The 24,451-nt window shown below is 55.5% G+C and carries 18 protein-coding genes; all 18 read left to right on the forward strand.

Translation table 11 applies throughout. The features are described 5' to 3' along the window. Positions 1 to 84: 84 nt before the first annotated feature. The 18 genes from LBW89_RS11445 (at position 85) to LBW89_RS11525 (ending at position 24,441) form a co-directional block, all read left to right on the forward strand. Positions 85 to 1,044 carry an ABC transporter permease gene (locus LBW89_RS11445; RefSeq protein WP_148451345.1) on the forward strand — a complete coding sequence of 320 codons (960 nt, stop codon included), beginning with the start codon at positions 85 to 87 and terminating at the stop codon, positions 1,042 to 1,044. A 28-nt stretch (positions 1,045 to 1,072) separates the two neighbouring features. Continuing rightward, on the forward strand, positions 1,073 to 1,969 hold the full coding sequence (locus LBW89_RS11450) for a carbohydrate ABC transporter permease (RefSeq protein ID WP_148451346.1): 897 nt from the start codon (positions 1,073 to 1,075) through the stop codon (positions 1,967 to 1,969). A 59-nt stretch (positions 1,970 to 2,028) separates the two neighbouring features. Beyond that, positions 2,029 to 3,651 (forward strand): extracellular solute-binding protein, encoded by a 1,623-nt coding sequence (locus LBW89_RS11455; protein ID WP_148451347.1) that lies wholly within the window; start codon positions 2,029 to 2,031, stop codon positions 3,649 to 3,651. 175 nt (positions 3,652 to 3,826) lie between these two features. After that, complete coding sequence (locus LBW89_RS11460; protein ID WP_148451348.1) at positions 3,827 to 4,966, forward strand: GntR family transcriptional regulator; 1,140 nt, start codon at positions 3,827 to 3,829, stop codon at positions 4,964 to 4,966. A gap of 83 nt (positions 4,967 to 5,049) precedes the next feature. Further along, a complete protein-coding gene (locus LBW89_RS11465; protein WP_318249356.1) occupies positions 5,050 to 5,979 on the forward strand; it encodes a glycoside hydrolase family 43 protein in 930 nt (309 codons plus the stop codon). Between the two features lie 1,544 nt (positions 5,980 to 7,523). Continuing rightward, positions 7,524 to 8,336 carry an alpha/beta hydrolase gene (locus tag LBW89_RS11470; RefSeq protein ID WP_148451349.1) on the forward strand — a complete coding sequence of 271 codons (813 nt, stop codon included), beginning with the start codon at positions 7,524 to 7,526 and terminating at the stop codon, positions 8,334 to 8,336. Between the two features lie 384 nt (positions 8,337 to 8,720). After that, a complete protein-coding gene (locus LBW89_RS11475) occupies positions 8,721 to 10,340 on the forward strand; it encodes an AAA family ATPase (RefSeq protein WP_225039196.1) in 1,620 nt (539 codons plus the stop codon). A 2-nt stretch (positions 10,341 to 10,342) separates the two neighbouring features. Continuing rightward, complete coding sequence (locus LBW89_RS11480) at positions 10,343 to 10,636, forward strand: hypothetical protein (RefSeq protein WP_225039197.1); 294 nt, start codon at positions 10,343 to 10,345, stop codon at positions 10,634 to 10,636. Between the two features lie 9 nt (positions 10,637 to 10,645). Further along, positions 10,646 to 11,983 (forward strand): McrC family protein, encoded by a 1,338-nt coding sequence (locus LBW89_RS11485; protein ID WP_148451350.1) that lies wholly within the window; start codon positions 10,646 to 10,648, stop codon positions 11,981 to 11,983. Positions 11,984 to 12,261: 278 nt separating this feature from the next. Then, positions 12,262 to 14,502 carry a helix-turn-helix domain-containing protein gene (locus tag LBW89_RS11490; protein ID WP_148451351.1) on the forward strand — a complete coding sequence of 747 codons (2,241 nt, stop codon included), beginning with the start codon at positions 12,262 to 12,264 and terminating at the stop codon, positions 14,500 to 14,502. Positions 14,503 to 14,678: 176 nt separating this feature from the next. Continuing rightward, positions 14,679 to 14,813, forward strand: a complete 135-nt coding sequence (locus tag LBW89_RS27495) for a hypothetical protein (protein ID WP_263639131.1) — start codon at positions 14,679 to 14,681, stop codon at positions 14,811 to 14,813. A gap of 266 nt (positions 14,814 to 15,079) precedes the next feature. Beyond that, the gene (locus LBW89_RS11495; RefSeq protein ID WP_148451352.1) at positions 15,080 to 16,678 is read left to right on the forward strand and encodes an extracellular solute-binding protein; all 1,599 of its coding nucleotides are present in this window, start codon (positions 15,080 to 15,082) and stop codon (positions 16,676 to 16,678) included. A gap of 89 nt (positions 16,679 to 16,767) precedes the next feature. Further along, a complete protein-coding gene (locus tag LBW89_RS11500) occupies positions 16,768 to 17,670 on the forward strand; it encodes an ABC transporter permease (protein ID WP_148451353.1) in 903 nt (300 codons plus the stop codon). A gap of 28 nt (positions 17,671 to 17,698) precedes the next feature. Beyond that, positions 17,699 to 18,571 carry a carbohydrate ABC transporter permease gene (locus tag LBW89_RS11505; RefSeq protein WP_148451354.1) on the forward strand — a complete coding sequence of 291 codons (873 nt, stop codon included), beginning with the start codon at positions 17,699 to 17,701 and terminating at the stop codon, positions 18,569 to 18,571. 24 nt (positions 18,572 to 18,595) lie between these two features. After that, on the forward strand, positions 18,596 to 19,558 hold the full coding sequence (locus LBW89_RS11510; RefSeq protein WP_148451355.1) for a sugar phosphate isomerase/epimerase family protein: 963 nt from the start codon (positions 18,596 to 18,598) through the stop codon (positions 19,556 to 19,558). Then, the gene (locus LBW89_RS11515; RefSeq protein ID WP_148451356.1) at positions 19,558 to 20,235 is read left to right on the forward strand and encodes a hypothetical protein; all 678 of its coding nucleotides are present in this window, start codon (positions 19,558 to 19,560) and stop codon (positions 20,233 to 20,235) included. Before LBW89_RS11510 ends, LBW89_RS11515 begins: the two co-directional genes overlap by 1 nt. A gap of 48 nt (positions 20,236 to 20,283) precedes the next feature. Then, entirely contained in the window at positions 20,284 to 22,032 is a 1,749-nt protein-coding gene (locus tag LBW89_RS11520) for a hypothetical protein (RefSeq protein WP_148451357.1), read from the forward strand. A gap of 126 nt (positions 22,033 to 22,158) precedes the next feature. Next, positions 22,159 to 24,441 (forward strand): glycoside hydrolase family 105 protein, encoded by a 2,283-nt coding sequence (locus tag LBW89_RS11525; protein ID WP_148451358.1) that lies wholly within the window; start codon positions 22,159 to 22,161, stop codon positions 24,439 to 24,441. Positions 24,442 to 24,451: the final 10 nt, after the last annotated feature.

Genomic DNA, 24,451 nt, shown 5'->3' on the forward strand with positions numbered 1-24,451 from the left:
AATTATGACAGCGGTTACAATCTGAATCTTCATTCTATCCTTGCTTACCTCGATCACCTCTTGGGAAAGGAGCAGTGAATGTGAATGCCGTTAAAGACCGTGCCCTCAACCGGCAAGCCTCATCCGTGGAGAATAAGAAAAACGGCAATCCGCGGTCAAGTTAGGCGCAACATCGCCTTGTACGTCATTATTTCCCCCGCCGTCCTCTACTTTGTTATTTGGCATTACCTCCCTATGTACGGGGTGCAAATCGCCTTCAAGGACTTTATGCCCGCGCTCGGCATCAACGGCAGTCCATGGGTCGGTTTTGAGCATTTCGAACGTTTCTTCAACGCCTATTATTTCTGGAACATTCTGCGCAACACGCTGGGCATCAGCGTCTACGGGCTCCTCATCGGCATCCCGGCCCCGATTATTCTGGCTCTTATGTTCAACGAACTCCGCTCGAAGGGGTTCCGGACGATCGCTCAAACGATCTCCTATGCTCCGCATTTTATATCCGTCGTCGTCGCCGTCGGGATTCTGTTCTTTTTTATTTCTCCGAATCAAGGGGTTATTCATTCGTTAATGACGTGGTTTGGCGGTACCGGCCGAGATTTCCTGGCCGATCCCGGTTCGTTCTGGCATCTGTTCGTCTGGTCGGGACTTTGGCAAAGTATCGGTTGGTCCTCGCTTCTCTACACGGCCGCCATGTCCGGCATCCCGCCGGATCAGTATGAAGCGGCGTATATGGACGGGGCCAACAAGTTTCAGCGCATCTGGCACGTCACTTTGCCGGGGATCCTGCCGACGATCGTTATTCTTTCCATCCTCAGCATCGGCGGAATCATGAATGTCGGCTTTGAAAAAGTGCTGCTCATGCAGTCGGATCTCAATCTGCAAACCTCGGAGGTCATTTCGACTTATATGTACAAGAGCGGGATTCTGAACGCCCAGTACAGTTTTTCCGCCGCGGTCGGCCTGTTCAACAATATCATCAATTTCATTCTGCTGATTTCCTTCAATGCCATCGCCAAACGGGCCGGTCAAACGAGCCTCTGGTAATTCGCGCGAGATCGGGAGGGTTGTGTAGATGAATCTCCGTATCCAAAGGACGGCGGGCGAAAAAGTGTTCGATGCGGTCAATTTCACGCTGGTCCTGTTTCTGACGTTCCTCATCTTTTATCCGCTGGTGTTCGTGCTGTTCGCTTCGGTGTCGGACCCCCGCCAGATCTATGTGCATCCGCTGCTGTTCTGGCCGCAGGGCTTTCATCTGGAAAGCTACGCGAAGATTTTCGAGAATCAGGACATCTGGCGCAGTTACGGTAACACCTTGCTCTACACGGTGACGGGTACCTTGATCAATGTCACCATGACGGTGTTGGGGGCCTATCCGCTGTCGCGGCGGAGATTTTTTGGAAAAAACGTCTTCACGTTTCTGTTCACATTTACGATGTTTTTTAGCGGCGGCCTGATTCCCGGCTACCTGGTCAATCAATCCCTCGGCATCGTGAACACGATGTGGGCACTCATTCTGCCGGGAGCGATCAGCGCCTATAACCTGATCATTATGCGGACTTTTTTTCAAACGCAAGTTCCCGTCGAGCTCGAAGAGAGCGCGTATGTGGACGGCTGCAGCGATTATCGGCTGTTGTACAAGATCGTCCTGCCGCTGTCGACGCCGATCCTTGCCGTAATGCTGCTGTTCTACGGGGTGGGTCACTGGAATTCCTACTTTGACGCCATGATTTACCTCTCGGACCGTGAACTGTATCCGCTTCAGCTCATTCTGCGGGAAATTCTGATTCAGAACGACTTTCAGCAGATGACCGCGATCGCCATCGACGACGGGTATGCGGACCGGATGATGGTGCAGGAGGGGATCAAATATGCCGTGGTCGTTGTCTCGTCACTTCCGCTGCTGGTGTTGTATCCGCTGCTTTCGAAATTTTTTGAGAAGGGGATTCTGGTCGGTGCCATAAAAGGCTGAATCAACAGCCGGGGTTGATATACATCGACGAAACGAACATGAGAAAGAGGGGATGAATCATGACAAGGAAGCTCTTGGTGCTGCTGGCTTTTCTGTTGACCGTTACGACCGGCTTGGCGGGCTGCAGCGGCGGTGGCGGTGGCGGTGGACAAACGGCCGGCAACCGGGGGGGAAAAGGGCAGACGGACGGACCCGTGACGCTGAAATTTACGCGCATCAGCTACAACGATGTCCGCCCCCCGTCCAAGGATCTGTGGATGTGGAAAAAGTACGAGGAGAAGACCGGGATCCGCATCGAATGGGAGGAAATTCCCGGCGCCAGCGTCAGCGAACGGAAAAACGTAATCCTCGGCTCCAACAATTTGCCCGACGCGTTCTACCAGCTCGGTTTCAGCAATGACGAACTCATCCGGTACGGGGAGCAGGGGATTTTCGTGCCGCTGGAAGATCTGATCGAACAGCATGCCCCCAATTTGAAGAAGCTGTTTCAGGACTATCCCGAAGTGAAAAAAACGCTGACGATGCCGGACGGGCATATTTATTCGCTGCCCTATATCGACAGCGCGCTGCCTTACCGGTCCATCCGGCTCTATATCAACCAAACCTGGCTGGACCGCCTCGGTCTGGAACTGCCCAAAACGACCGACGAGCTGAGGGAAGTGCTGCTGGCGTTTAAGGAAAAGGATGCGAACGGTAACGGAGACCCGAACGACGAGATGGGCTGGATCATGCCTTCCGGCACGATCAACAGTATGTTCGAACGCCAGCTGTTCGGCAGCTTCGGCCTGGGGAACGGCGGCCTAAAGGCGGCGGAAAACTGGATTTACAAAGATCAAGACGGGGAGATAAAGCTGATCTTCAACGACCCGAAGTATAAGGATGTGCTGCACTATTTGCGGCAGCTCTATGAGGACGGCACGCTGCCGCTGCTCAACTACTCCGAATACGAGTACGCCAAATGGGTGAGCGACGCGGCGAACGACAAAGTGGGCGCCTTCTCTTGGGGCGATCCGGCTTATATCGGAACCGCCGGCCCGAAAAACTTTGTCGGCATCAATGTGCTGGCGGGGCCGGGCGGCGATCAGGTGGTGAGCTGGATGGACCCGATGACGCGCGGTACGTCGTCCTTCACGATCACCAAGGCGAATCCGCACCCGGAAGAGACGATCAAATGGGTGGATTATTTTTACGGGGAAGAAGGCTCGATGTTCGGTTTCTTCGGAATCGAGGGCGAAACCTACAATATGGTGGACGGCAAGCCGGCCTACATTGACGAGATCCAAAAATACGAGGGCGGACAGCAACTCGGGGCTTTCCAGTACGTGGATAACGTCTACGGCGGATATTACCCTTACGTCGAGCCGCCGGCGGATCTTCGCTCCGCCGCCAAGGGCAAGACGGTCGACGAGGATTTCAAAACGAACTCTGCGGAGCTGGAGAAGTTCCTGCCGGAGGAAATCTGGCCGTCCTTCGTTCCGACACCGGAGGAGAGCAAGGAGCAGAGCGCGATTTTAACCGATATCAACAAGTACATCACGGAGATGCGGGTTAAGTTCATCACGGGCAAAGCCAGTTTGGAAACGGATTGGGACAACTACGTCGGCACACTGGACCGGATGGGCGCGCAAAAATATCTGGAAATCAAGAAGAGCCAATATGAGCGATACCAATCCGTGAAGTAGATTACCTGGAAAACAGGAAGAGTCAGTTTGAGTGCCGGCAATCCTAGCAATCCGTGAAGTAGATAAGCGATCGGGCGGCTCCCGAAGGTTCATTTCGGGGGTCCAACCCGGTTTGCAACATATGTTAAAATGAGCAATAGCAGGTTAATCATGGGAAATAGAACGGAGAAGGACGATGAGAGGAACGCTGTACAGTAAAATCGTAGAGGAAATGAAGGCGAAAATCGCCTCGGGCGAGTACAAGCCGGATGAGCAACTGCCGACGGAAGCCGAGTTGACCGAGCGGTTCGGAGTCAGCCGGGTGACGAGCCGGCGGGCGCTGGAAGAGCTGGAGAAGCTGGGCTACATCTATCGGATCCAAGGAAGCGGGAGCTTCGTCAAGCCGCTCAGCCGTCTTCATGCCGAACAGCAGGGTGACCGGGTCGGAAAGATGGTGTCTTTGATTCTGCCGGAGGAAGATGATCGCGGGGCGATGGGGTATATCCGCGGGGCCTCCGATTGGTTAAACCGGCACGGGTATTTTTTGAGCGTGCACCAGAGCAATTACGACAACAGCAAAGAGCGCAAGCTTCTCGAAGAACTGCCGCGCCGCGGGGTTTCGGCGATCATCTATTATCCGCGGACGCCCAGCCATTTCGATGTCCTTCATAAGCTCGCTCTGGAGGATTATCCGCTTGTGACGATCGACAAGAGCTTTGAAAGCCTCTCGATCGGCAGTGTGGTCTCGGATAATTTTGACGGAACCTATCAGGCGGTCTCGCATCTGATCGCGCTCGGCCACCGCCGCATCGGTTTTCTGTCCAGCGTATCCATCGAGTCGACCTCCTCGGTGCTTGACCGCTATTTCGGCTACTGTCAGGCGCTGAAAGACGGGGGGATCTCCGTCGACAGCCGCTTTGTGCATCTGGACGCGCGGGTGATGATCGAGGAGCGGGGGCGGGAACGTTTTTTTGAGGAACTGCTGCAACTGTACATAATCGAAGGGGTAACGGCCGTGCAAACGGAGAACGACCTGGTCGCGGCCAGCCTGCTCAACAGCTGCCTGGACGCGGGGCTGCGGGTGCCGCAGGATCTGTCGATCATCGGCTACGATAACCATGCGCTGGCGGAGCATGTGGCGGTGCCGCTCACGACGGTGGAGCAGAACTTTTACGAAATCGGCCGCAGGGCCGCCGAAATGGTCGTGTCCTGGCTGGAACAGGCGGCCGTTTGCCGGGACAAGATTACGGTCCCCGTCAAGCTCGTCCGCCGGGAGTCGGCTGCCGGGACGGACCGCCGGCTTGAGGCGGAGGGGGCGAGACAGCTTGCGGAATAAAGCGCGGGACATTTGCGTGATTTTAGATTTTTAGGTTTTTAGGTTTTAGGTTAGGGCATGTTGGGGAGAGGGGAGATTTTACGATGATGAACAATCCCGTTCAATCAGGCAACCCGTTATTTCCGGGGTGGTATGCGGATCCCGAAGCGCGGGTTTTCGGAAGCCGGTACTGGATCTATCCCACGTATTCGGCGGTGTATGAGGAGCAGACTTTTTTTGACGCTTTCTACTCCGACGATCTGGTGACCTGGCACAAGGCCGGCCGGGTCCTGGATTCTTCCGGCGTCCCGTGGGCGCGTCGGGCGGTATGGGCTCCTTCGCCCATCGAGCATCGCGGTCAGTATTTTTTATATTTCGCGGCGAACGATATTCAAAGCGACCGCGAACATGGCGGCATCGGCGTGGCGGTCTCCGACCGGCCGGAGGGCCCGTTCCGGGATCCGCTCGGCCGGCCGCTGGTCGACCGGTTCGTGCACGGGGCGCAGCCGATCGATCCGCATATTTTTGTGGATGATGACGGTACCCCTTACTTGTATTATGGCGGCTGGGGCCATTGCAACGTCGTCAAGCTGGGGGCCGATTTGATCAGCCTGGCGGCGCACGAAGACGGCGAAGTCTTCAAGGAGGTCACGCCGGAGGGTTATGTGGAAGGCCCCTGCATGTTCAAAAGGGGCGGCCTGTATTATTTCTCCTGGTCGGAGGGCGGTTGGGGCGGCCCGGACTACTCCGTCGCCTACGCGATCGCCGCATCCCCGCTCAGTCCCTTCGAGCGGATCGAGAAGATTTTGTTCCAGGATCCGGACGTCGCCACCGGCGCGGGCCATCACGGCTATCTCAATATCCCCGGAACGGATGAGTGGTATATCGTCTACCATCGGCGTCCCTTGGGCGAAACGGCGGCCAACCACCGCGTGGTATGCATCGAGAGAATGGAATTCGACGAAGCGGGAAGAATCCGGCCGGTCCGGCTGACCTTCGAGGGAGTCGGGCCGAGAAGATTGGGGCGGCTTTAGTCGCAGGCAGCAGCGGGGCCCGGATCTCGCAGATCGCGGCCGGGCGCGGTCATACGTCCCGTAGCCGGGGGGCGCGAACTTGCGTACCGCGGCCGATCCGTTAGCGCTAGACGCTGGGCGCTAGACGGTGGGAGCTGGGCGCTAGACGCTAGGCGCTAGGAGCTGGACGCTAGGAGCTAGGAGCTGGGCGCTGGACGCTGGACGCTGGACGCTAGGAGCTAGGAGCTGGGCGCTGGACGCTGGACGCTAGGAGCTGGGCGCTGGACGCTAACGGACATAATAGCTGCTATTTCGCACATTCTCGCCTTTTAAGAATTCTAACGGAAGCCATAGCGCCTATTTTGCTCATTTACCGCTCGAATGCCCCCATTTTGCTAAAATAGGCGCTATTACGTCCGTTAGAATCTCAATTTGCTCCAAATGTTCGATTTAGCGGCTATGATTTTCGTTAGCGCAACCGGCTGGCCACGATCCCGCAGATCGCACGAGGTTACGCTACGAGCAGTCAGTTAAGTATCGCTGTTAACTATCGCTCACGGAGTTACGTACCGTAGCGAATCTCATACTCGCGTACCTGGGTCCGTGCCCGCGTACTGGGTCCATCGCACTCACACCGACCGCGGCCCATCCGTATGGTGTAAAACGCTAGGCGCTAGGCGCTAGATGCTAGACGCTGGACGCTGGACGCTAACGGACATAATAGCTGCTATTTCGCACATTCTCGCCTTTTGAGAATTCTAACGGAAGCCATAGCGCCTATTTTGCTCATTTACCGCTCGAATGCCCCGGTTTTGGCGAAATAGACGCTATTATGTCCGTTAGAATCCCAAATTGCTCCAAATGTTCGATTTAGCGGCTATGATTTCCGTTAGCGCGACTCCGGCTGGCCACGATCCCGCAGATCGCACGAGGTCCCCCCCTCCCCTCACAAAGTCGCTCACGCCCTTGCGTCCCGAGTCAGCCATGTCCTCGCGTCACGCGATTGGTCCCGCCCTCGCATTGCGCAGTCTGTCCTGCCTTCGTGTTCACGCAGTGGGTCCCCCCTCGCATCGCACAGTCTTTCCCGCCCTCGCCTCACACAGTCGCTCTCGCCCTCGCCTCACACAGTCGCTCTCGCCCTCGCAACGCGCAGTCAGCCGTGCCCTCGCGTCACGCAATCGCTCCTGCCCTCGCGTCGTGTAAACCGTCCCGTCTTCGCGTAACGATTGGAGCTGCGTTTGCCGTGGCCGATGCCGGGACCTGCGTGGGCCAGTCTTTCGCCGAATATCGGCGCGCCGTGGAGGATTTCACCGAAAGCGAAATGTGCGGGCGCAGTTCCACTGGCCGAGTAAAGGATACGCTGAAGGATAATTCGCCCCCTATCTGCCGGATCCAGCATTGCGCGTACATGTGGCTTGCGGCTCGTGAGCCATACCCGGATGGGGAATAAGGTCCGCGGCTTCAAGTATGGAGGTTCTATTCTATGAATTCAGGAAACTATCCTGATATTTCCTTTTGTTAGAGTATAATAGAAGCAAATAACTTAGCGAAGGGGATATCGATATATGAAAATCGTAGAATTGAGTCCGAATCCCGACAGCCGGGCCAGATTGGTCGGATATTTGCATGACATCGAGAAGGAAAGCATGGGGAACCGCGTCGAGCGTCCTTGCGTCGTGGTCTGTCCCGGCGGCGGTTTTGAGATCCTGTCTCCTCGGGAAGCGGATCCGCCGGCGACGGCATTTTTTGCGAAAGGATATCATGTCTTTACCCTGTATTATTCCATACGGGATGAAGCGGACGATTTGCGGCCGTTGGTGGATATTTCTCTCGCGATTCAAACCATCCGGGAAAATGCGGCCGCTTGGGGCATTCTTCCCGATAAAATCGCGGTCTGCGGATTTTCGGCCGGGGGGTATGTCGCGGCGGCTGCGGGGACGTTGTGGGACCATCCCAAGCTGAAACAGCGGACCGATCTTCAAAGCGGCCAAGGCCGGCCGGACGCCATGGTGCTGTGTTACCCGGTCCTTACGGCGGGCGAATTTGCGCACCGCGGGTCGATCGAGCGTTTGAGCTGCGGGCTGAGTGAAGAGGAAAGAGAGGCGGTGTTTTCGCTCGAACAACATGTGAACTCTTCCACGCCGCCGGCTTTTTTGTGGCATACCGTTGAAGATGCTACTGTGCCGGTGGAGAATTCCATGCAATTCGCCGCCGCCCTGCAGCGCGCCCGCGTGCCGTTTGAGAGCCACATCTATCATAAGGGCCGGCATGGAATGTCGATGTGTACCACGGAGGTAGGCAGCTCGGATCCGCATTTGGCCACTTGGTTTCCGCTTTGTCTGGAATGGCTCGGACAGCAGTTTGAATTCGAATATTGAGTTGGTTGAAGAGCGTCAAAACGGAAGAGTTAAGGTTCTCAGCCTCTTAGTTTCACATTCCCTCAGTCCAGCAGTCCAGCAGTCCGGCAGTCCAGCAGTCCAGCAGTCCGGCAGTCCTCCAGTCCCCAGTCCCCAGTCCCTCAGTCTCTAAGTCTCTGAGTCTCTAAGTCTATCAGTTCCTAAGTTCCTAAAGTCCTCAAACCCTCAAACCGTCAGGTAAATTTCCCCTGGCGGTTTTTGCGGTTCTTATGAAGTTTAGCATTTTGCTACCACGGCAGACGACGGAACTTCCGTCGGTTCCCGGGTCATAGGGCAGGAAGAACCGGAGTTGGTGTCGAAACATGCTAACGTTGGTTATGACTTGCTGGCGAAAGGTGAATCGGAATGAACGAACAAGCCAAATGGCGCAAAAAAGAATACACCGATTGGTTAAGACGAAAGAAGCGGGACAACGGGCAGGCGTACTCCGAAAATACGGTGATATCTTATGTCTCCGCCCTGACGACGGCTCCGCCCAGATTAACGGGCCTCGAGCTGGAGACCGTCGATGTGTTCGAGATCGCCGATGCGGATCGGTTCCGGAGCATGCGAATGATGATGGAGCGGGCGGAGAATTTTGCCGAAGTCAATAAAAAGGCGGGAAACCAGGCTTTTCAATATGGTCTTGCTTTATATGAAGCGTTTCTGCGGGAGCAGGAAAACGGGACTATCTCAGAAAACGGTGATCCAGCGATCGCGATAAAGTACTCGGGAGCGGAGCCGTTACTTGATAAAAATATCATCCTCTACGGTCCTCCGGGAACGGGGAAAACCTACCATACGGTTCTTTATTCGGTGGCGATGATCGAAAATAAGCCGCTGTCCGCCGTTCTGCAGGAATCGGAGTCGGACGGCTATCGGCAAATCAAGCAGAGGTACGAGGCCTACAAGGCTAAAGGGCAGATTGAGTTTACAACATTCCATCAATCCTACGGTTACGAGGAATTTATCGAAGGCATCAAACCGAAAATGCTGTCCCAAGAAGACGGCGGGTCCGCGGAAACCGGGGACGTGGCTTACGAAATTACCCCCGGCGTGTTTAAACGTTTTTGTGAAGCGGCTCAGGAGCCTATCGTCATGTCCAGCAATGATTACGGAATCCGGAAAGATCCGACCGTATGGAAGGTATCCCTGGGCGGCTCCAAAGAGAACCCCGTCAAACGGGATTGCTTCGACCATGGAAGAATCCGCATCGGATGGGACTCTTACGGTGAAACGGTCAACGAAGAAACGGACTATAGCAGGCATGGCGGCAAGATGATTCTTGCCCGGTTTATGACGGAGATGCGGGCGGGGGATATCGTTCTGGTTCTGCACGACGAGGAGACGATCGATGCGATTGGCGTGGTTACCGGGGATTACGAATGGTTGGAGGAGATGGAGGATTACAAGCGTTCCCGGAAGGTAAACTGGCTGGTCAAGGATGTCAGGGAGAACATAATGGAATTAAACGGAAACACGGTGATGACGCTGGGTTCCGTTTATCGCTTGAACCGGATTACGCTGGCTGATGTTATGGCGATTTTGCAGAAGCATAAGAAAGGGCAGCTTCCTTCCGTGATCCGGCAGAACACCGATAACTATGTCTTTATAATCGATGAGATTAACCGGGGAAATATTTCCAAAATTTTCGGCGAGTTGATTACCTTGATCGAGCCGACGAAAAGAATCGGGATGGCGGAGGAATTAAGGCTTAAACTCCCGTACTCGCAAAAAATTTTCGGAGTGCCCGGTAACGTCTACCTGCTGGCGACCATGAACACGGCGGATCGTTCGATCGCCCGCTTGGATACGGCGCTGCGGCGGCGGTTCTCTTTTGCCGAAATGATGCCTGACCAGGGGTGTCTGGCCTCCGTAGTGATCGACGGAGAACGGCTGGACCTGAGCCGGATGCTGGATACGATGAACAGACGCATCGAGGCCTTATATGACCGGGAGCATATGATCGGACATGCGTACTTTTAGGCTTGAACAGCGACTCCACCTTGGAAAAACTGGGGCATTTGTTTGAGCATACGATCATTCCGCTGCTTCAGGAATACTTCTACGATGATTATGAGAAGATACGCCTGGTGCTGGGGGACAACAACAAGCCGGTAACAGAACAGTTTATTCATGTGAGCCCCGTCAACATGGCCGAGCTGTTCGGCGATCTGAGTGAGACCGATCTGGAGGATAGCGTGACTTACCGAATAAATCCCCATGCGTTTCGGCAAATCGGCGCTTACCGGAAAATTTACGGCTCCAGCGGTCAGGAATAGGTTGTTCCCATGAATGCGAGGGCGAATCTACCCCATAAGAATCGAAAGGGCGCCGACATTACGCTGAAGGAGTACGGAACCTTGTGCCGAAATCCGGCGGGAGCGGCTTATGGCTACCAATGCATAGACGAGTCCGTATTTGACCGGCTTGAGCGTTTTATTTTGGAAAACCGGGCAGACGGGAAGGGGACCGAGGCTCTGGAGCTGATGACCGTGGCAAGCAGGAAAGGAATCGGTAAAATCATCAGCGCCAAAAACTACGTTGGTGTCATCGCCATGGCGGAGGGGACCCGGATCGAAATTTTGCCTAAGGTGTACACCGGAAATGTAGAAATTTCGATGCTGGAAACCAAGCGAATATTTCTTCACATGTTAAAAACGATCGGCGATATACCGGGCAAGGTGTTCCGCCATACGGATCTCGACGCAGGAAAGAACCACATTCTTGACTTGTTTATCCGGATGTTTATCGACGAGGCGGTAATCCTGGTGAAGCGCGGATTGAAATCGGATTACCGGGAGCATCGGGACAACGAAACGTTTTATAAAGGGAAGCTCCGATTCGCCGAGCATATCAAGCATAATGCCGCCCACAAGGAGCGCTTCTATATCGAATTCGATGAATTCAACGTCGATCGGCCGGAAAACCGGCTGGTCAAAACCACGATCGAGTTGTTGAAGAAGATGAGCCGCAGCCCTGGAAATCGAAAGGATCTCCATATCCTATCGGCCGCCTTCGATCAGGTCGAGATATCCGAACAGCCGGAGAAGGACTGGGCGGGCATATCCCTGGATCGAACGACACAGGAATACCGGACGCTGCTGGAGTGGTGCCGCTTGTTCTTGTCCGGGCTGAGCTTTACGCCGTTTAAAGGCGAAAATAAAGCCTACGCTCTACTGTTTCCGATGGAAAAAATATATGAACGTTACGTGGCCAAGCAGCTTAAAAAAAGACTTTCCCATCCCGATATCAGGGTCAAGACCCAGGACCGAACCCACCGTCTTTTTCAAACTCCGGCGAGGTTTCAACTGAAACCGGACATCGTGGCGCAAGGGCCCGCCGGGGTCGCCGTGCTCGATACGAAGTGGAAAATCCTTTCCCAAGTCAAGGATTACGGCATTTCACAAGCGGATATGTATCAGGCCTATGCCTACGGAAAAAAATACGGAGCGGGCAGGGTCTATCTTTTGTATCCCGGAGTCCCGCGTGTCTCGGAGCTTGAGCCGCCTATCGTTTACGACAGCGGGGACGGTGTGGAGGTCAGGGTTGTGTTTTTGGATTTGGGTTTGCGTACGGACTGCGTGAGCGAGTTGGCTGAAGAGCTGCGGCACCTGGTTTTAACCTAACGGAAAGTAAAGTTGGTTCATGAAAAGAATAGAAATATATGGGAATCCGGTTCTGCATTCAGCAACCGGATTTTCTTGATTCCCAGCCCGATAGCGGCGCCGTTTCGCGATTTGGCTTCGGATCGGGGCCTTCCCTCAATCTTGACTAACCTCAAAGGACGTGGTATTTTAGCTTAACTAAAAGCTCCTGCTTGATAGGCTGACCCATGTCGGCCACTGATCGGCGCGCATTATAGCCTCTTCCATGAATCAAGACGAATCATAAGGGAGTGAAGCTGTTGTCTCGCACTTGGTATCGTCGTCTCCTCTTATCTTACTTTCCTATTTTCCTGATTACCGTAACGATTTTGATTTTTATCGCCTTTCTGTTCGTGAATGAAATCTCCCGCGCGGAGACCAAGAAGGCGGACCGGATCACAAACAACTATCTCGTTGAAAGCCTGCAGCGGACTCTAAAGGAAATTGAGATGGGCGTTTTGAAAGAAGTGGAAAGCAACCCCGGCTACAAGGAATACTTCAACAGAGAGGTCGGCGATACCGCTTCGATGTATGCGGTTGCAGCCAGCCTTCGCAAGCTGTCCGACAATCCCGATTTTATTAAGTCGATCTATCTGTACCGCCAAGCGGATCGGAGCATTCTTACCCAGAATGGACTGAACGATTTGCAGACCTTCGCGGATAAGGCGTGGGTGGAAAAGGTTTTGTCCGAGCGGCAGGAGCAGGGCTGGATGCCGGTCCGGGAATACAAGGACATGTTTGACAAGACGCCCGTTCGCGTTATTTCCATGTACAAGCGGATGCCGCTTCCTTTCGGTTCTCAGGGCATTCTTTTTATCAATGTCAAACTGAGCGGGATCGAACGGATCGTGGACGAAATGGTGGACGGTCAGATTTCCTTTGTGGAAATCCGGGACCGGCAGGGCAACACGATTTACAACGCGCATGCAAAAGGTGAAAGCCGGGGGGAAGGCAAAGTCCTCAACACGATCCATTCGGAGACATTGGACTGGACATTTGTAAGCGGTATCAAGGATGGCAATCTGTTCGGCTGGGTATCCGTGATCTCGTACATCTGGGTCATTCTCGGGCTGATTACGGTAACGGGCGCGGTCGTTTACATCATCTATATTACCCGGAGAAATTACAAGCCGATTCAAGTGATGATGAACCGCATCGAATCGCTGCAGATCCGCAATGCTGAAAGCGGATTCATCCGGGACGAAATGAAGCTGATCGAGAACACCCTGGAGAATCTGATCAACCATACGCTGGATTATGAAAAGCAGCACAAGGAAAATCTGCTCCTGCAGCGGAGCCGGTTGTTCATGGATATTCTTCAGGGAGGACGGATGGACGGCATTCTTCAAAGAATGGAGGAGCTCGGTCCGCTCTCCGGGATTCCCGAGAAGGCAAAATTTTCGGTGGTGATCGCGGAGATTAACCGGTATGACGCCGTTTTCCAGAACACCTATTCGAAAAGGGACCAGAACACTTTAAAATTCGCGCTCATGAATGTGTATCAGGATCTCGCGCGAAACGCGGAGCTGCAAGGCTGGGCGGAATGGGTAACCACGAACCGGGCGGCCATTATTTTTCTGGCGACCGCCAGCGATGCCGAGATGCGGGAGAAGATGCGGATCGTCGCCGACGACTGCCGGCAGTGGGTGGAGAAGCATTTGCGCATCTCCCTGAGCTTCGGCATTGGCTCGATGGCCGACGGCCCGGAAGAGATACGGGATTCGTACAGAGCGGCGGAGGCCGCGCTTCAGCACAAGCTTCTTATGGGCGAAAGCATCATTATGACGGGCGGGGAGAGCGCCCGGACCGATCTGATCGAGACGTACAAGTATATGCAGATGATCGCCGACTTTGTGCGGGAATTTCGGATGTCCAGCGGGAATTGGCGGCTTCGGCTTGAGGAGATTTTCGACTCCTTCCAGTCCGATTTTATGAAGGATGACGATATCCGCTCGTTGATTCAGGCGCTCCTGCAGATGCTCGGCAGGGAAGTGGCCGTAATGTCGGATGAACTGCAGCGGGAATTCGCCGGGGAGAAAGCCGCGAAGCGCCAGCAGGCACTGAAGGAAGCCGAGTCCATCGGCGAATTGAAGGCGCTGCTGTTCGGGGATCTCACGGATGTGTTCCGGACCTATGTATCGGTCAGCGAAACCAAAAGCTACCGTGCGCTGGTGTGCGAAATGAAACAATACATTGAGGAGAATTTTACGAATCCCGATTTGTCGCTCAAACATCTCAGCGATCGTTTCCAAGTCTCCGGAAAATACGCCAGCTATTTGTTCAAAACGGAATTCGATATGAAATTCGTCGATTTTCTGATGGAACTGCGCATGAAAGAAGCGGAAAAGCTGTTGTTGGCAACGGAAGATCCGCTGCAGGAAATCGCCCGGAAGGTGGGCTATGCCAATTCGATCACCTTCGGGAGAGTGTTCAAACGAATTGTGGGCATGACCCCGGGCGATTACCGCAGGGTAAAGCGGTTTACGCTGACCCGGGAATGAGACCGATCATTTTAACGTGCAGGCAGGCTTTGAAGAGAGAACATCCGGCGAAATTCCAACAGCAGCTGCCGCCGATCATGCCCGTGGGCGAATAAGCTCAAAATGATCAGCACCATGCCAGGTTTGATGCAAGTTTCCGCACTGCCGCCAGGCGGTGCCGGAGAAAAACCCGCAGTATGCCGGTAAGATACCTGCCCGAGAAGGGAGGCGGCACACTGCGGGTTTTTCTGTTCATGATTCTGCTTTTCGTTTCGGCCGGGAATCCCCCGTTGATCGGTTTATCGCGAAAACAGTTTATGGAATTCGGTTAACGAGGCGCTGGCGGCGATTTTTGAAAACGGTTTAGCTTCGGAAAAAGGTCAGCCGCAATCCGAAAGGAAGAAAAATCGCCGATTTTCCCGTCCGAAACTGGTTTATTGTCACCGGAACTTTCGGTGTGACATACTAGGGCCATCCCAAGGAAGCGGTAAGGGTGCCGGGCGATTCAGCGTGATACAACACCGCTTAAGCATCATAAGTAGCCTACCGGGAACGAAGGGGACACACTTTACAAAGCACTTGCAAAGGAGATGGGATTATGGCAGTAAAGGCAAGAAAAGGGGTACTTTCAAGGGCGCTGGCATTAGCGATGGCCACGGCGATGACGGTCTCCCTGCTAGCGGGCTGTTCCTCCAAATCCGCCGAAGGAGAAGCGTCTTCAAAGAATGGCGCGGCGGAGTCAGGCAAGAGAGTTACTTTGAAAGTGGAAGTGTTCGATCGGGGGAATTCGCCCGCGCCTCACACGATTACCAACAATTATCTGACTCAATTCGTGCAAAAGGAATTCGGCGATCCGAACAACATCGACGTGCAGTTCGTCCCAATTCAACGATCGGAGGAAGTCACCAAGCTGAACGTTCTGATGGCCAGCGCGTCCGATGTGCCGGACATCGTATTCGTCTATGATTCCAGCGTATTTTACCGGTATGCCCAGCAGGGCGGGTTGACGGAGGTCGGTCCTTTGCTCGATGAGCACGGTCCGAATCTGAAGAAATTCCTCGGCGAGGAAACCCTGCAATACGGCAAACTGGACGGCAAGATGTACGCGATTCCGGGCAAGCGGGCCATCACCGGGCGTTATGCTTCCTATATACGTCAGGATTGGCTCGACGCCCTGAACCTGCCGGCTCCGCAAACGACGGAGGAATTGTACAATACTTTGAAAGCGTTTAAGGAGAAGGACCCCGGCAAAGTGGGCGGCAAAGTCATCCCGATGGGTATGGCGCTGGCTCCCGCCCAGTACGAACCGTTGATCTACTCCTTCATCAAGCCGGTGAAGGGCGATTTGACTTACCCGCAGCGGTATGAGATGCCTTTTCACGAAGGCTTTAAGGATGCCATGAAATTTATGAACAAACTGTACAACGAAGGGTTGATCAGCAAGGATTTCAGTCTGGATGAAGACAAGAGCCAGCTGGTCAAGGATATCCAAAACGGCAATGTGGGCTTTTTCTCCGACGATGTGGACCGTATCTTCTATGACGATGGAATTCTTGACAATCTGCTGAAAAATGTAAGCGGTAGCAAACTCGCCGCGATCGACGCCTATACCAATGCGGAAGGTAAACACGCCAAATCCCGCTATGCTTCCAACGGCCTCTACATCATGATTCCGAAAAGCAGCAAGCGCGCCGTAGAAGCGATTAAATATCTCGATTGGATGGCGTCCGGAGACAACCTGGTTCATATGTACAGCGGGGTGGAAGGCGAAAACTATGAACTGGTTGACGGCATCCCGGTCATGAAGCCCGATGCGCCTCAGGAAGCGGTGGACCGGATTTACAACGGCGGCGACATGGCGATTATCTCCAACGGGAAAAACTTCGGCGATGTGAAGACCAACGAAAAAGCCTGGATTTTCGGCTTCCCGGAACGCAACCAGGAGATGCTGCGGCAATCGATCGATATCGCCAACCAGGACACGATCGGCCCGATCGCTTTCGGCAAACCGATTGAAGCGGAAGCCAAGTACGGCACCGCCCTGCTCGATAAATTGAACGTGATTATCGTAAAAAGCACGATGTGCAAACCGGAGGAATTCGAGCAGGTCTATGAGCAGGAAATGAAAGACTTCATGGCCAAAGGCGGTGCCGAACTGCAAAAAGAGCTTGAGGAGGCGCTCAAAGAGCTGAAATAGCCGGAAGCTGGAAATGACGAATGTCGGGGCGTAAAGACTCATGTCATGCCTTTGCGCCCTTCCTTTTTTCCGGACAGGAGGGGACCAAGTTGAAAGGATCAGCTTATATCAAGCGATATTGGCAGCTGTACGCGCTGCTGTTGCTGCCGATCGTTTATTTTCTGATATTCCGCTACGGGCCGATGTACGGCGTTCAAATCGCTTTTAAAGATTTTAATTTGTTTCAGGGGATCGCGGGCAGCGAATGGATCGGCTTTGACGCCTTCCGCCAGGTCTTCGCCATGCCGGATTTTTACGTGACCTTGCGAAACACGTTCATGCTGAATTTTCTCGATCTGATCGTATCTTTTCCGGCGCCGATCCTCCTGGCAATCATGCTGTTTGAAATGAGATCGGTCTGGTTCAAAAAAATCTCGCAGACCATTCTGTACATCCCCCATTTTATTTCCTGGGTCATCATCGGGGGGATTGTTTACCAACTGTTCGGCAACCAATCCGGCATGATCAATAACCTGTTGATGAACATGGGGCTTGATCCGATCCCTTTTCTTACCGAAAAAAATCCCTGGCTGCTCACCTATTTGTTCACGGGCGTCTGGCAAAGCGCAGGCTGGGGGACCATTCTGTACCTGGCCGCCCTCACCGGCGTCAACAAGGAGCTGTTTGAAGCGGCGGAAGTCGATGGAGCCGGGAGGTTGAAGCGGATCTGGCATATCACCCTGCCCTCGATCAAGCCGACCATCGTGACGCTGTTGATTCTCAACCTGGGCAAAATGATCAGCATCGGCTTCGATCGTCCCTATATTATCGGCAACGTGGCGGTCCGGGAATATTCCGACGTACTTAGCACCTTCGTTTACCGGGTGGGCCTCGAATCGGGGCAATATACGCTGGCTACCGTAGTCGGTTTGTTCCAGGCGGTTGTAGGGCTCGTCTTTATTTTAGGCTCCAACTACATTTCCAAAAAGCTGACCGGAGACGGCATCATGTAGAACCTGTTAGGGAAAGGAGTTGATTTTCGTGAGCGAACGCGCATCCAACCGCATGTTCGAAGCCTTTTTAATCGTTTGTGTTTTTATTTTCGTCATGCTTTGTCTAGCTCCATTCCTGCATATCATTGCGATTTCCTTGAGTTCGAACCGGGCGATCACCTCGGGCGAAGTGACGCTGTTTCCCATCGAGTTCAACTGGGAGGCTTACAGCAAAGTGTTCTCCGATGTATCGATGCTCCGTTCTCTCGGGTTTACGATCATCCTGACCGTGGCGACCACGCTGCTCTGCATGGTGTTTTCGGTCGCCGCCGCCTATCCGCTGACGAAAGGGAATCTCAAGGGACGCCGCTTTTTCATGTATCTGATCATTATCACGATGTTTTTCAGCGGCGGCATCATTCCCGAATATCTCCTGATTCGCGACCTCCATATGATCAACTCGGTATGGTCGCTGATTTTGCCGGGTCTCATCAGCCCGTTCAACCTGATTATTCTCATTTCCTTCTTCAACAATATTCCGCCAAGTCTGGAGGAATCCGCGGAGATCGACGGGAGTTCCCATTTGCACACGCTGATCAAAATCGTGCTTCCCCTTTCCATGCCGGTGCTGGCGACGCTGGCGCTCTTCTACGCCGTCGGCCGCTGGAACGGGTTCCAGGATTCCCTGATGTATATCAATAATCCGGACCTCTATCCGATTCAACTGAAGCTGTACCAGATGGTACAGAACAACATGGTCACGGAATTGACCCAGATGGAAGGCTCGAACAGAACGGCGCTGACCCCGGAAAGCCTCAAGGCGGCCAGCGTGGTGTTCGCCACCGTGCCGATTCTGCTGGTTTATCCCTGGCTGCAAAAGTACTTCGTCAGCGGCGTCATGCTCGGCGCGGTGAAAGGGTAGAAGCAACGGAAGGGGGGATGGGCAATGCAGAACGATAAAGGAACGTATTCATTTTCGACCTGTTGGAATATCAAAAGGCATACGGTTGGACGGGAGATGGTCCGGGAAATCGGGGAGCTCGGCTTTCACTATATCGAGCTGAATTACAACGTAACCCGGGAGATGCTTGCGACGATCGAGCCGATGATCGAGCGGGGGGAAATCGGCGTATCCAGCGTGCACAACACCTTCCCCCATGTCCCCGATCCGGACTACGGCACGGATTCCGTACTGCTCGGGTTCGAGGAGGAAGACAAACGGCAGCGGGCCATCGAGCTGTTGGTGCGGTCCGCGGAGTATGCGCATCGCTACGGGGCGCAGGCGGTCGTCGTCCATCCCGGAGAGGTGCCTATGGCACATGAGACGATCAAAGAACTGGAAAGATTGTACAACGAGTCGGGGAGAGACTCCGAAATGTACCGGACCAAGTGGCGGGAGATGATGGAACGGAGACAGGCGGAGAGCGGCCGATACGTGGATCAAATCTGCCGAAGTTTGGAGGAAGCGAGCGACCGGATCGCGGCCAAGGGCTACAAGGTGGGCTTCGGCATCGAAACCCGCTCCCGCCCGAATCAGATACCAAGTTTACAGGAAGCAAAGATGATCATCGAAAGATTGAAGGGCGCGCCGGTGTACTTGTGGTACGACATCGGGCACGCCACCATGATGGAACGATTGGGCCTGTACGACAACGACAAGGAAATGGACGGGTTGATGGATTCCATCCTGGGGGTCCATATTCACGAAACGATCGGTCTTTCCGACCATTGGTGCCCTTATGTGCACAGCAAGGATATGCGGTCTTTTGACCGTTTCCTGCCCATGATCGAAAAGGCCAAGGTCAAAGTGTATGAGCTGAAAGCGGCATGCCGGCCGGAGGAAATTCACGAGAGCCATGAGCTGATCCTAAGCAAACTACCCGGCGCAGGCGACGGGAGCTTGACGTAATGCGAATATCGGATACGTTCGATCGCGAGAGCGCTTTACGGTATGCGCCCCGGCTGCTTATGGACAAACGGGAGCCCTTCTTCCCCGTGCGGATCGGGGTGACCGCATTTGAAGCGGAAGGGGATTCCCTTTCTTTCCGGCGCCGCATAGCATTCACGGACCCGAAGGTGCAAAGCGTGCTGGAGTACGCGATTTATTATGACTACGACATCCAGCACCTCTACGACCTGGAGCATGTCTGGATTTACATCGGTAAGGAAGGCGAGATTGTGGATGCGGAAGCCAGCTTTCACGGGAAATACCTGAAGGCGCTTCGGTCCGACCGCTCCAATATAAACCATGGCCGGGTGACGCTGTATGTGCAGCCCGGTAAGCATGCGATGGCGCCGCTGGCGGAGCGGTTTGAACGGCTGCCGGATTTCGAGCGCTGCACGATGGAAGAGGCCGGGGCGGACGGGGTCATCTACGGGGACATGTTCGCCGGATTGATCCGGAAGGACCATGAAACCGACCGCCGGGTTCGGGAGCATCTGCAAAAATTCCGCTTCCGGCCTTCCCGGGAATATGAAGAATTTCGCTGGGAAAAGGAAGCGGAGCGGTTCGTTCCGTGGGAGCGATTGTATGCGGAGATTCCCGAGCGCATGCGGAAAGAATTGGCCTTGATCCGCGGATGGTAACACCGGCGTTGGCTGATCGCTGAACTAAACATGGGGGAAGTGAGCAGGATGTACGAAAAACTGGTGGCTGTGAACGATGCCTGGGCGGAGGAAGGAAAGGCCCGTCAAATATTGGAACCGGAAAGCCGCTATTATGGCGGAACGATCGATCCGGCGACAGGCATCGCCTGGGTCAACCATACGACGGGCACACCGACGGTCATGGCCTTTTGGGGGGCGGCTTTGGTCAATCCCAAATCCGCCTTTTACCGGGACGAGGAACTGCTGGAACGGCTCAAGCTGGCGGCGGAATTCGTGCTGCGGCTCCAGCACGAGGACGGCTCCATTTCTCCGGGCTGGACCAACTCCCATTCCCCGCCGGACACGGCCTTTGTCGTCGTCGGTTATGCGCAGTTGGTCCAATTGCTTGCCGGAGATGCCTGGGAGCCGCTGGCCCCCGTCGTGGAACGAATGAAGCTGTTCCTGGAGAGGACGATCCCGGTTCTGCTGACCGGCGGATGCCACACCCCGAATCATCGCTGGGTATTGTGCGCCGCTTTGGGATTTCTTCATGACATCTTCGACCTTGAGGAAGCCGTACGGCGGGCCGACCAGTGGCTGGCCGAAGGGATGGACATCACGCCGGACGGCGAATGGACCGAGCGGAGCAACGGCATTTACAGCGCGGTCAGCGATCTTATGCTGATCCACGCGGCCCGTCTTCTGCGGCGCCCCGCACTGCTTGAGCCGGTCCGCCGGAATTTGCGGATGATGACCTACCTCGTTCATCCGTCCGGTGAAATCGTCACGGATTATTCGGGGCGCCAGGATTTGGGCCAATATCATGATTTGTCGCCGTACTATCTGCCTTATGCGATTCTGGCCCGTCTGGACCGCGATCCGGTGTTTGCCGGCATGGCCCGGCTGGCGGAGGGCGCCCTCACGGGGCCCGGCGTTGTGTCCACCAATGTGCTGGTCCGGATGATGCTGGAGCCCGAATTAAGGCAGCCCGCCGTGGAGCCGGCCCTGATTCCGACCCGTTACGAAAAGCTGCTGAACGGCGAGTTTCTGCGTGCCGGCTATTTGGCCGGGATGGAGGCGGCAGGACATAACGGCCGCGTCTTCCACAGCCGGCTGCATACCGAATTCGGCGCACCGGTGGCCCGCTACCGGGACGGCGATACCAGCGTGACGCTGATGACGGAGACCCCTTCGTTCTTTGCGCTCCGTCACGGCAAAGTCCGGCTTTTGGCGGTTCAGATCGCCTCCTATTTCTACCCCGGCTACATTCCGATGCAGGAAATGACCGTGCTGGAAAACGGCTACAGGCTTGAAGGGGAACAAAAGAAAGGCTATTACGGACCGGTTGCGGAGACGCTGCTCCCCGTCACATCCAGAGAGCCCGTCAGCCCGTGGTATCTTCTGCCCCATCACAGCCGGCTTCTCACCCATGAGCAGAAAATCCGCGTGACGGTGGAGGCGCTCCGTACGGATCGCGGCTGGGAGCTTAAAGTCGGATGCGCGGAGCCGCTGGATGTCATGACCCAAATTTCGCTTGTATTCGGCAGCGAAGGCGAGTTCGTCGCCGGGGAATTTCAGGATAACGGCAGCGATACCTTGCTGTGGAGCGGGGGCGCCGCCCGGTACGAATGCGAAGGGGACTGGGTGGAGCTGACGGGCGGAGAGCTGGCGCATTTATCGACCGGCGTCCGCGAAGCGGGTCTCCCCCCTCACTGCAAAACCCTGCTCGTCAATGTGATGACTCCCTTCGAAAAGACGATCGTCCTTACGCTTTCGCCGGGAACGAAAAGGGAGTAGTGAGGGGAAAACGGGAGCGGGAGCGATTGGCGGTATCGGGTTGAACGGTTTGAAGCGGGAAATCCGCCTTGTCATTGTCGGGTAAACGCGACCAAACGGATAAAGAGATGGAGGGAAAACGAAACGATGGCGGATTATTTGGAACCGCGGGAAAGTATCGGCTACTGGTTGGGGGAAGATCCGGAGAATATTTTGCCCGTCCTCGCCGGACGTTACATCGGCGCGAATCCGCCGCTCCCGTTCGCCTTCCGGGGATTTCGCCGGAACGGCATTTTGCAGACCGGGGACGGCATGTTTGACATGGACCTGACGGCACGCCTGCCCGAGGCCGGACAGGGCGATTACGCTTACGTCTTCGGTCTGGTGTGGAGCGACGACGAGCGCTCGCTGGATACGGGGATCATGCCGCTCGGGCCGATCCGGTTGTACGTGAACGAGCGTCTGCTGTACCGTTCGAGCGCGGTGGATGAACTCGATCCGCAGGCGAAAGCGGTCGTGCCGCTGACGCTGGGGCGCGGCTGGAACACGCTGCTGATCGAGGCCCGCCGTACCGAAGCCGGCTTCGGCTGCCGGTTTGGGGCGGAGGAGGCGAAGGTGCGCATCCTTCAGGTGCTGGCCCCCTTCGCCGAGCGCAAGGAAGAGGCGGGCTGGCTGTATTCCGAGCCCACCGCCGTGCCGCTCTTCGGAGAGCAGGGAAACGGGGCGTTTCCCGACTACCGGCGATCCGAGAAGAGCAGCGGGCTCCGCTGGCTCCCCACGGGGGAGTGGAGCGCGGATCGGATGGCGCGCCCCAACTGTGCGCGGCTCTTCGAAAGCCCGGACGCGGGGAAGCCCGTGTCTGCTCTGGCCTGGAGCCGAATAGACGGGGCCCTGCCGGGCGAGAGAACGGTATGGGAGGGCCGGGTGTGGGGCGCGACCACCTTCTGGCTGGACGGAACCCCTGTCGTCCGCTTGGAGAAGGCGGGCACCTTCCGGGAAGAAGTGACGCTTGGGGAAGGGGGCGGCCAGGTGTTGGTACAGACCGCTTCTTCGGAAGCGGGCTGGGGATTCGAGCTGGAACTGAGCGGTACCCGGGGGCCGATCCCGCTGACCCTGCCCGCCGGGGTTCTCGGGAGCCGGGGCCCTTGGCTGTATGCCGGCCCGCTCGCCCCCGATGTGACGGCCGCCCCGGCGAAGGCTGCTTCTTTGCGGCGGCTGTTCGAGCATGCGGACGGCGGCGAAGGGGCGCATGGCAAGGTGTACTGGTCGCTGGATGCGCCCGGGTGCGCGGTGCGGCCCTTCTACGAAAACGCCATGCTCAGCAACAAGTGGACGACCGGCTCCGCCACCAACTTCGGACGCTGGGATTATCCCCTGGGCGTGACCATGTACGGGTTGCTTCGCGCGGCGGAAACGCTGGAACGAAAGGATATCGCGGATTATGCTTACAGGCATATTACGGTCTGCACCGATTTTTACGACTACGCGTTATGGGACAAAGAAATCTACGGTTTTCCATCCGTCAATCATCAACTGGTGCTGATCCGGATGCTGGATAACTGCGGCTCCTTCGGCTCGGCTATGCTGGAGGCTTATAAGCGCTGCCCGGAACCGGATTTTCTCCGCATTGCCCGCGCCATTGCCGATTTCATCAAAAACCGGCTGGAACGAAGGGACGACGGTGCCTTCTACCGGCTGTGCCCCGGCGAATATGCCGCAAACACGATGTGGGCGGATGATCTGTACATGAGCGGCCCGTTTCTGGTCCGCTACGCCCGGGCGGCGGACGACCCGGCCTGCCTTGACGAGGCCGCCCGTCAATTTTTGCTGTTCCGCCGGTATCTGTTTATGCCGGAGCCGAGGGTTATGTCCCATGTGTTTGATTTTAAGGTGGGCAAAGCCACCAAAATTCCCTGGGGAAGGGGCAACGGGTGGACGGTGTTTTCCCTTTCCGAAATTTTGGAGGCGCTGCCTCCGGAGCATAAGGACCGGGCGGAGCTGCTGGACTTCTTCGGTGAGCTCTGCGGCGGCATCGCCGCCTTGCAGGGCGAATCCGGGCTTTGGCGGCAGGTGCTGACCGAGGAGGATGCTTATGAAGAAGCCTCCTGTACGGCGATGTTCGCCTATGCTTTCGCCCGGGGCGTCCGTTTCGGCTGGCTGCCGAAAGACGGTTACGGCGCAGCCGCCATCCGGGCCTGGCGGGGACTGGTGCGGGAGGCCATCGACCGCCAAGGCAACGTCCATGGCGTGTGCAGCGGGTCGAGGTACTCTTTTACCCCGGATTATTACAAATATGATCTAAGGACCGTGATCAACGACAACCATGGCATCGGCATTATGATGCTGGCCGGCGTGGAGGTCGGGAAGATGAAGGAAGGCCTGGGCCTTCTGCTTCGGGACGAACGCGGCGCGTCCGCGGATGAAAAGTAAAAAAGGAGAT

The sequence above is a fragment of the Paenibacillus sp. alder61 genome, from assembly GCF_020179875.1.
Taxonomy (GTDB): Bacteria; Bacillota; Bacilli; order Paenibacillales; family Paenibacillaceae; genus Fontibacillus; species Fontibacillus faecis.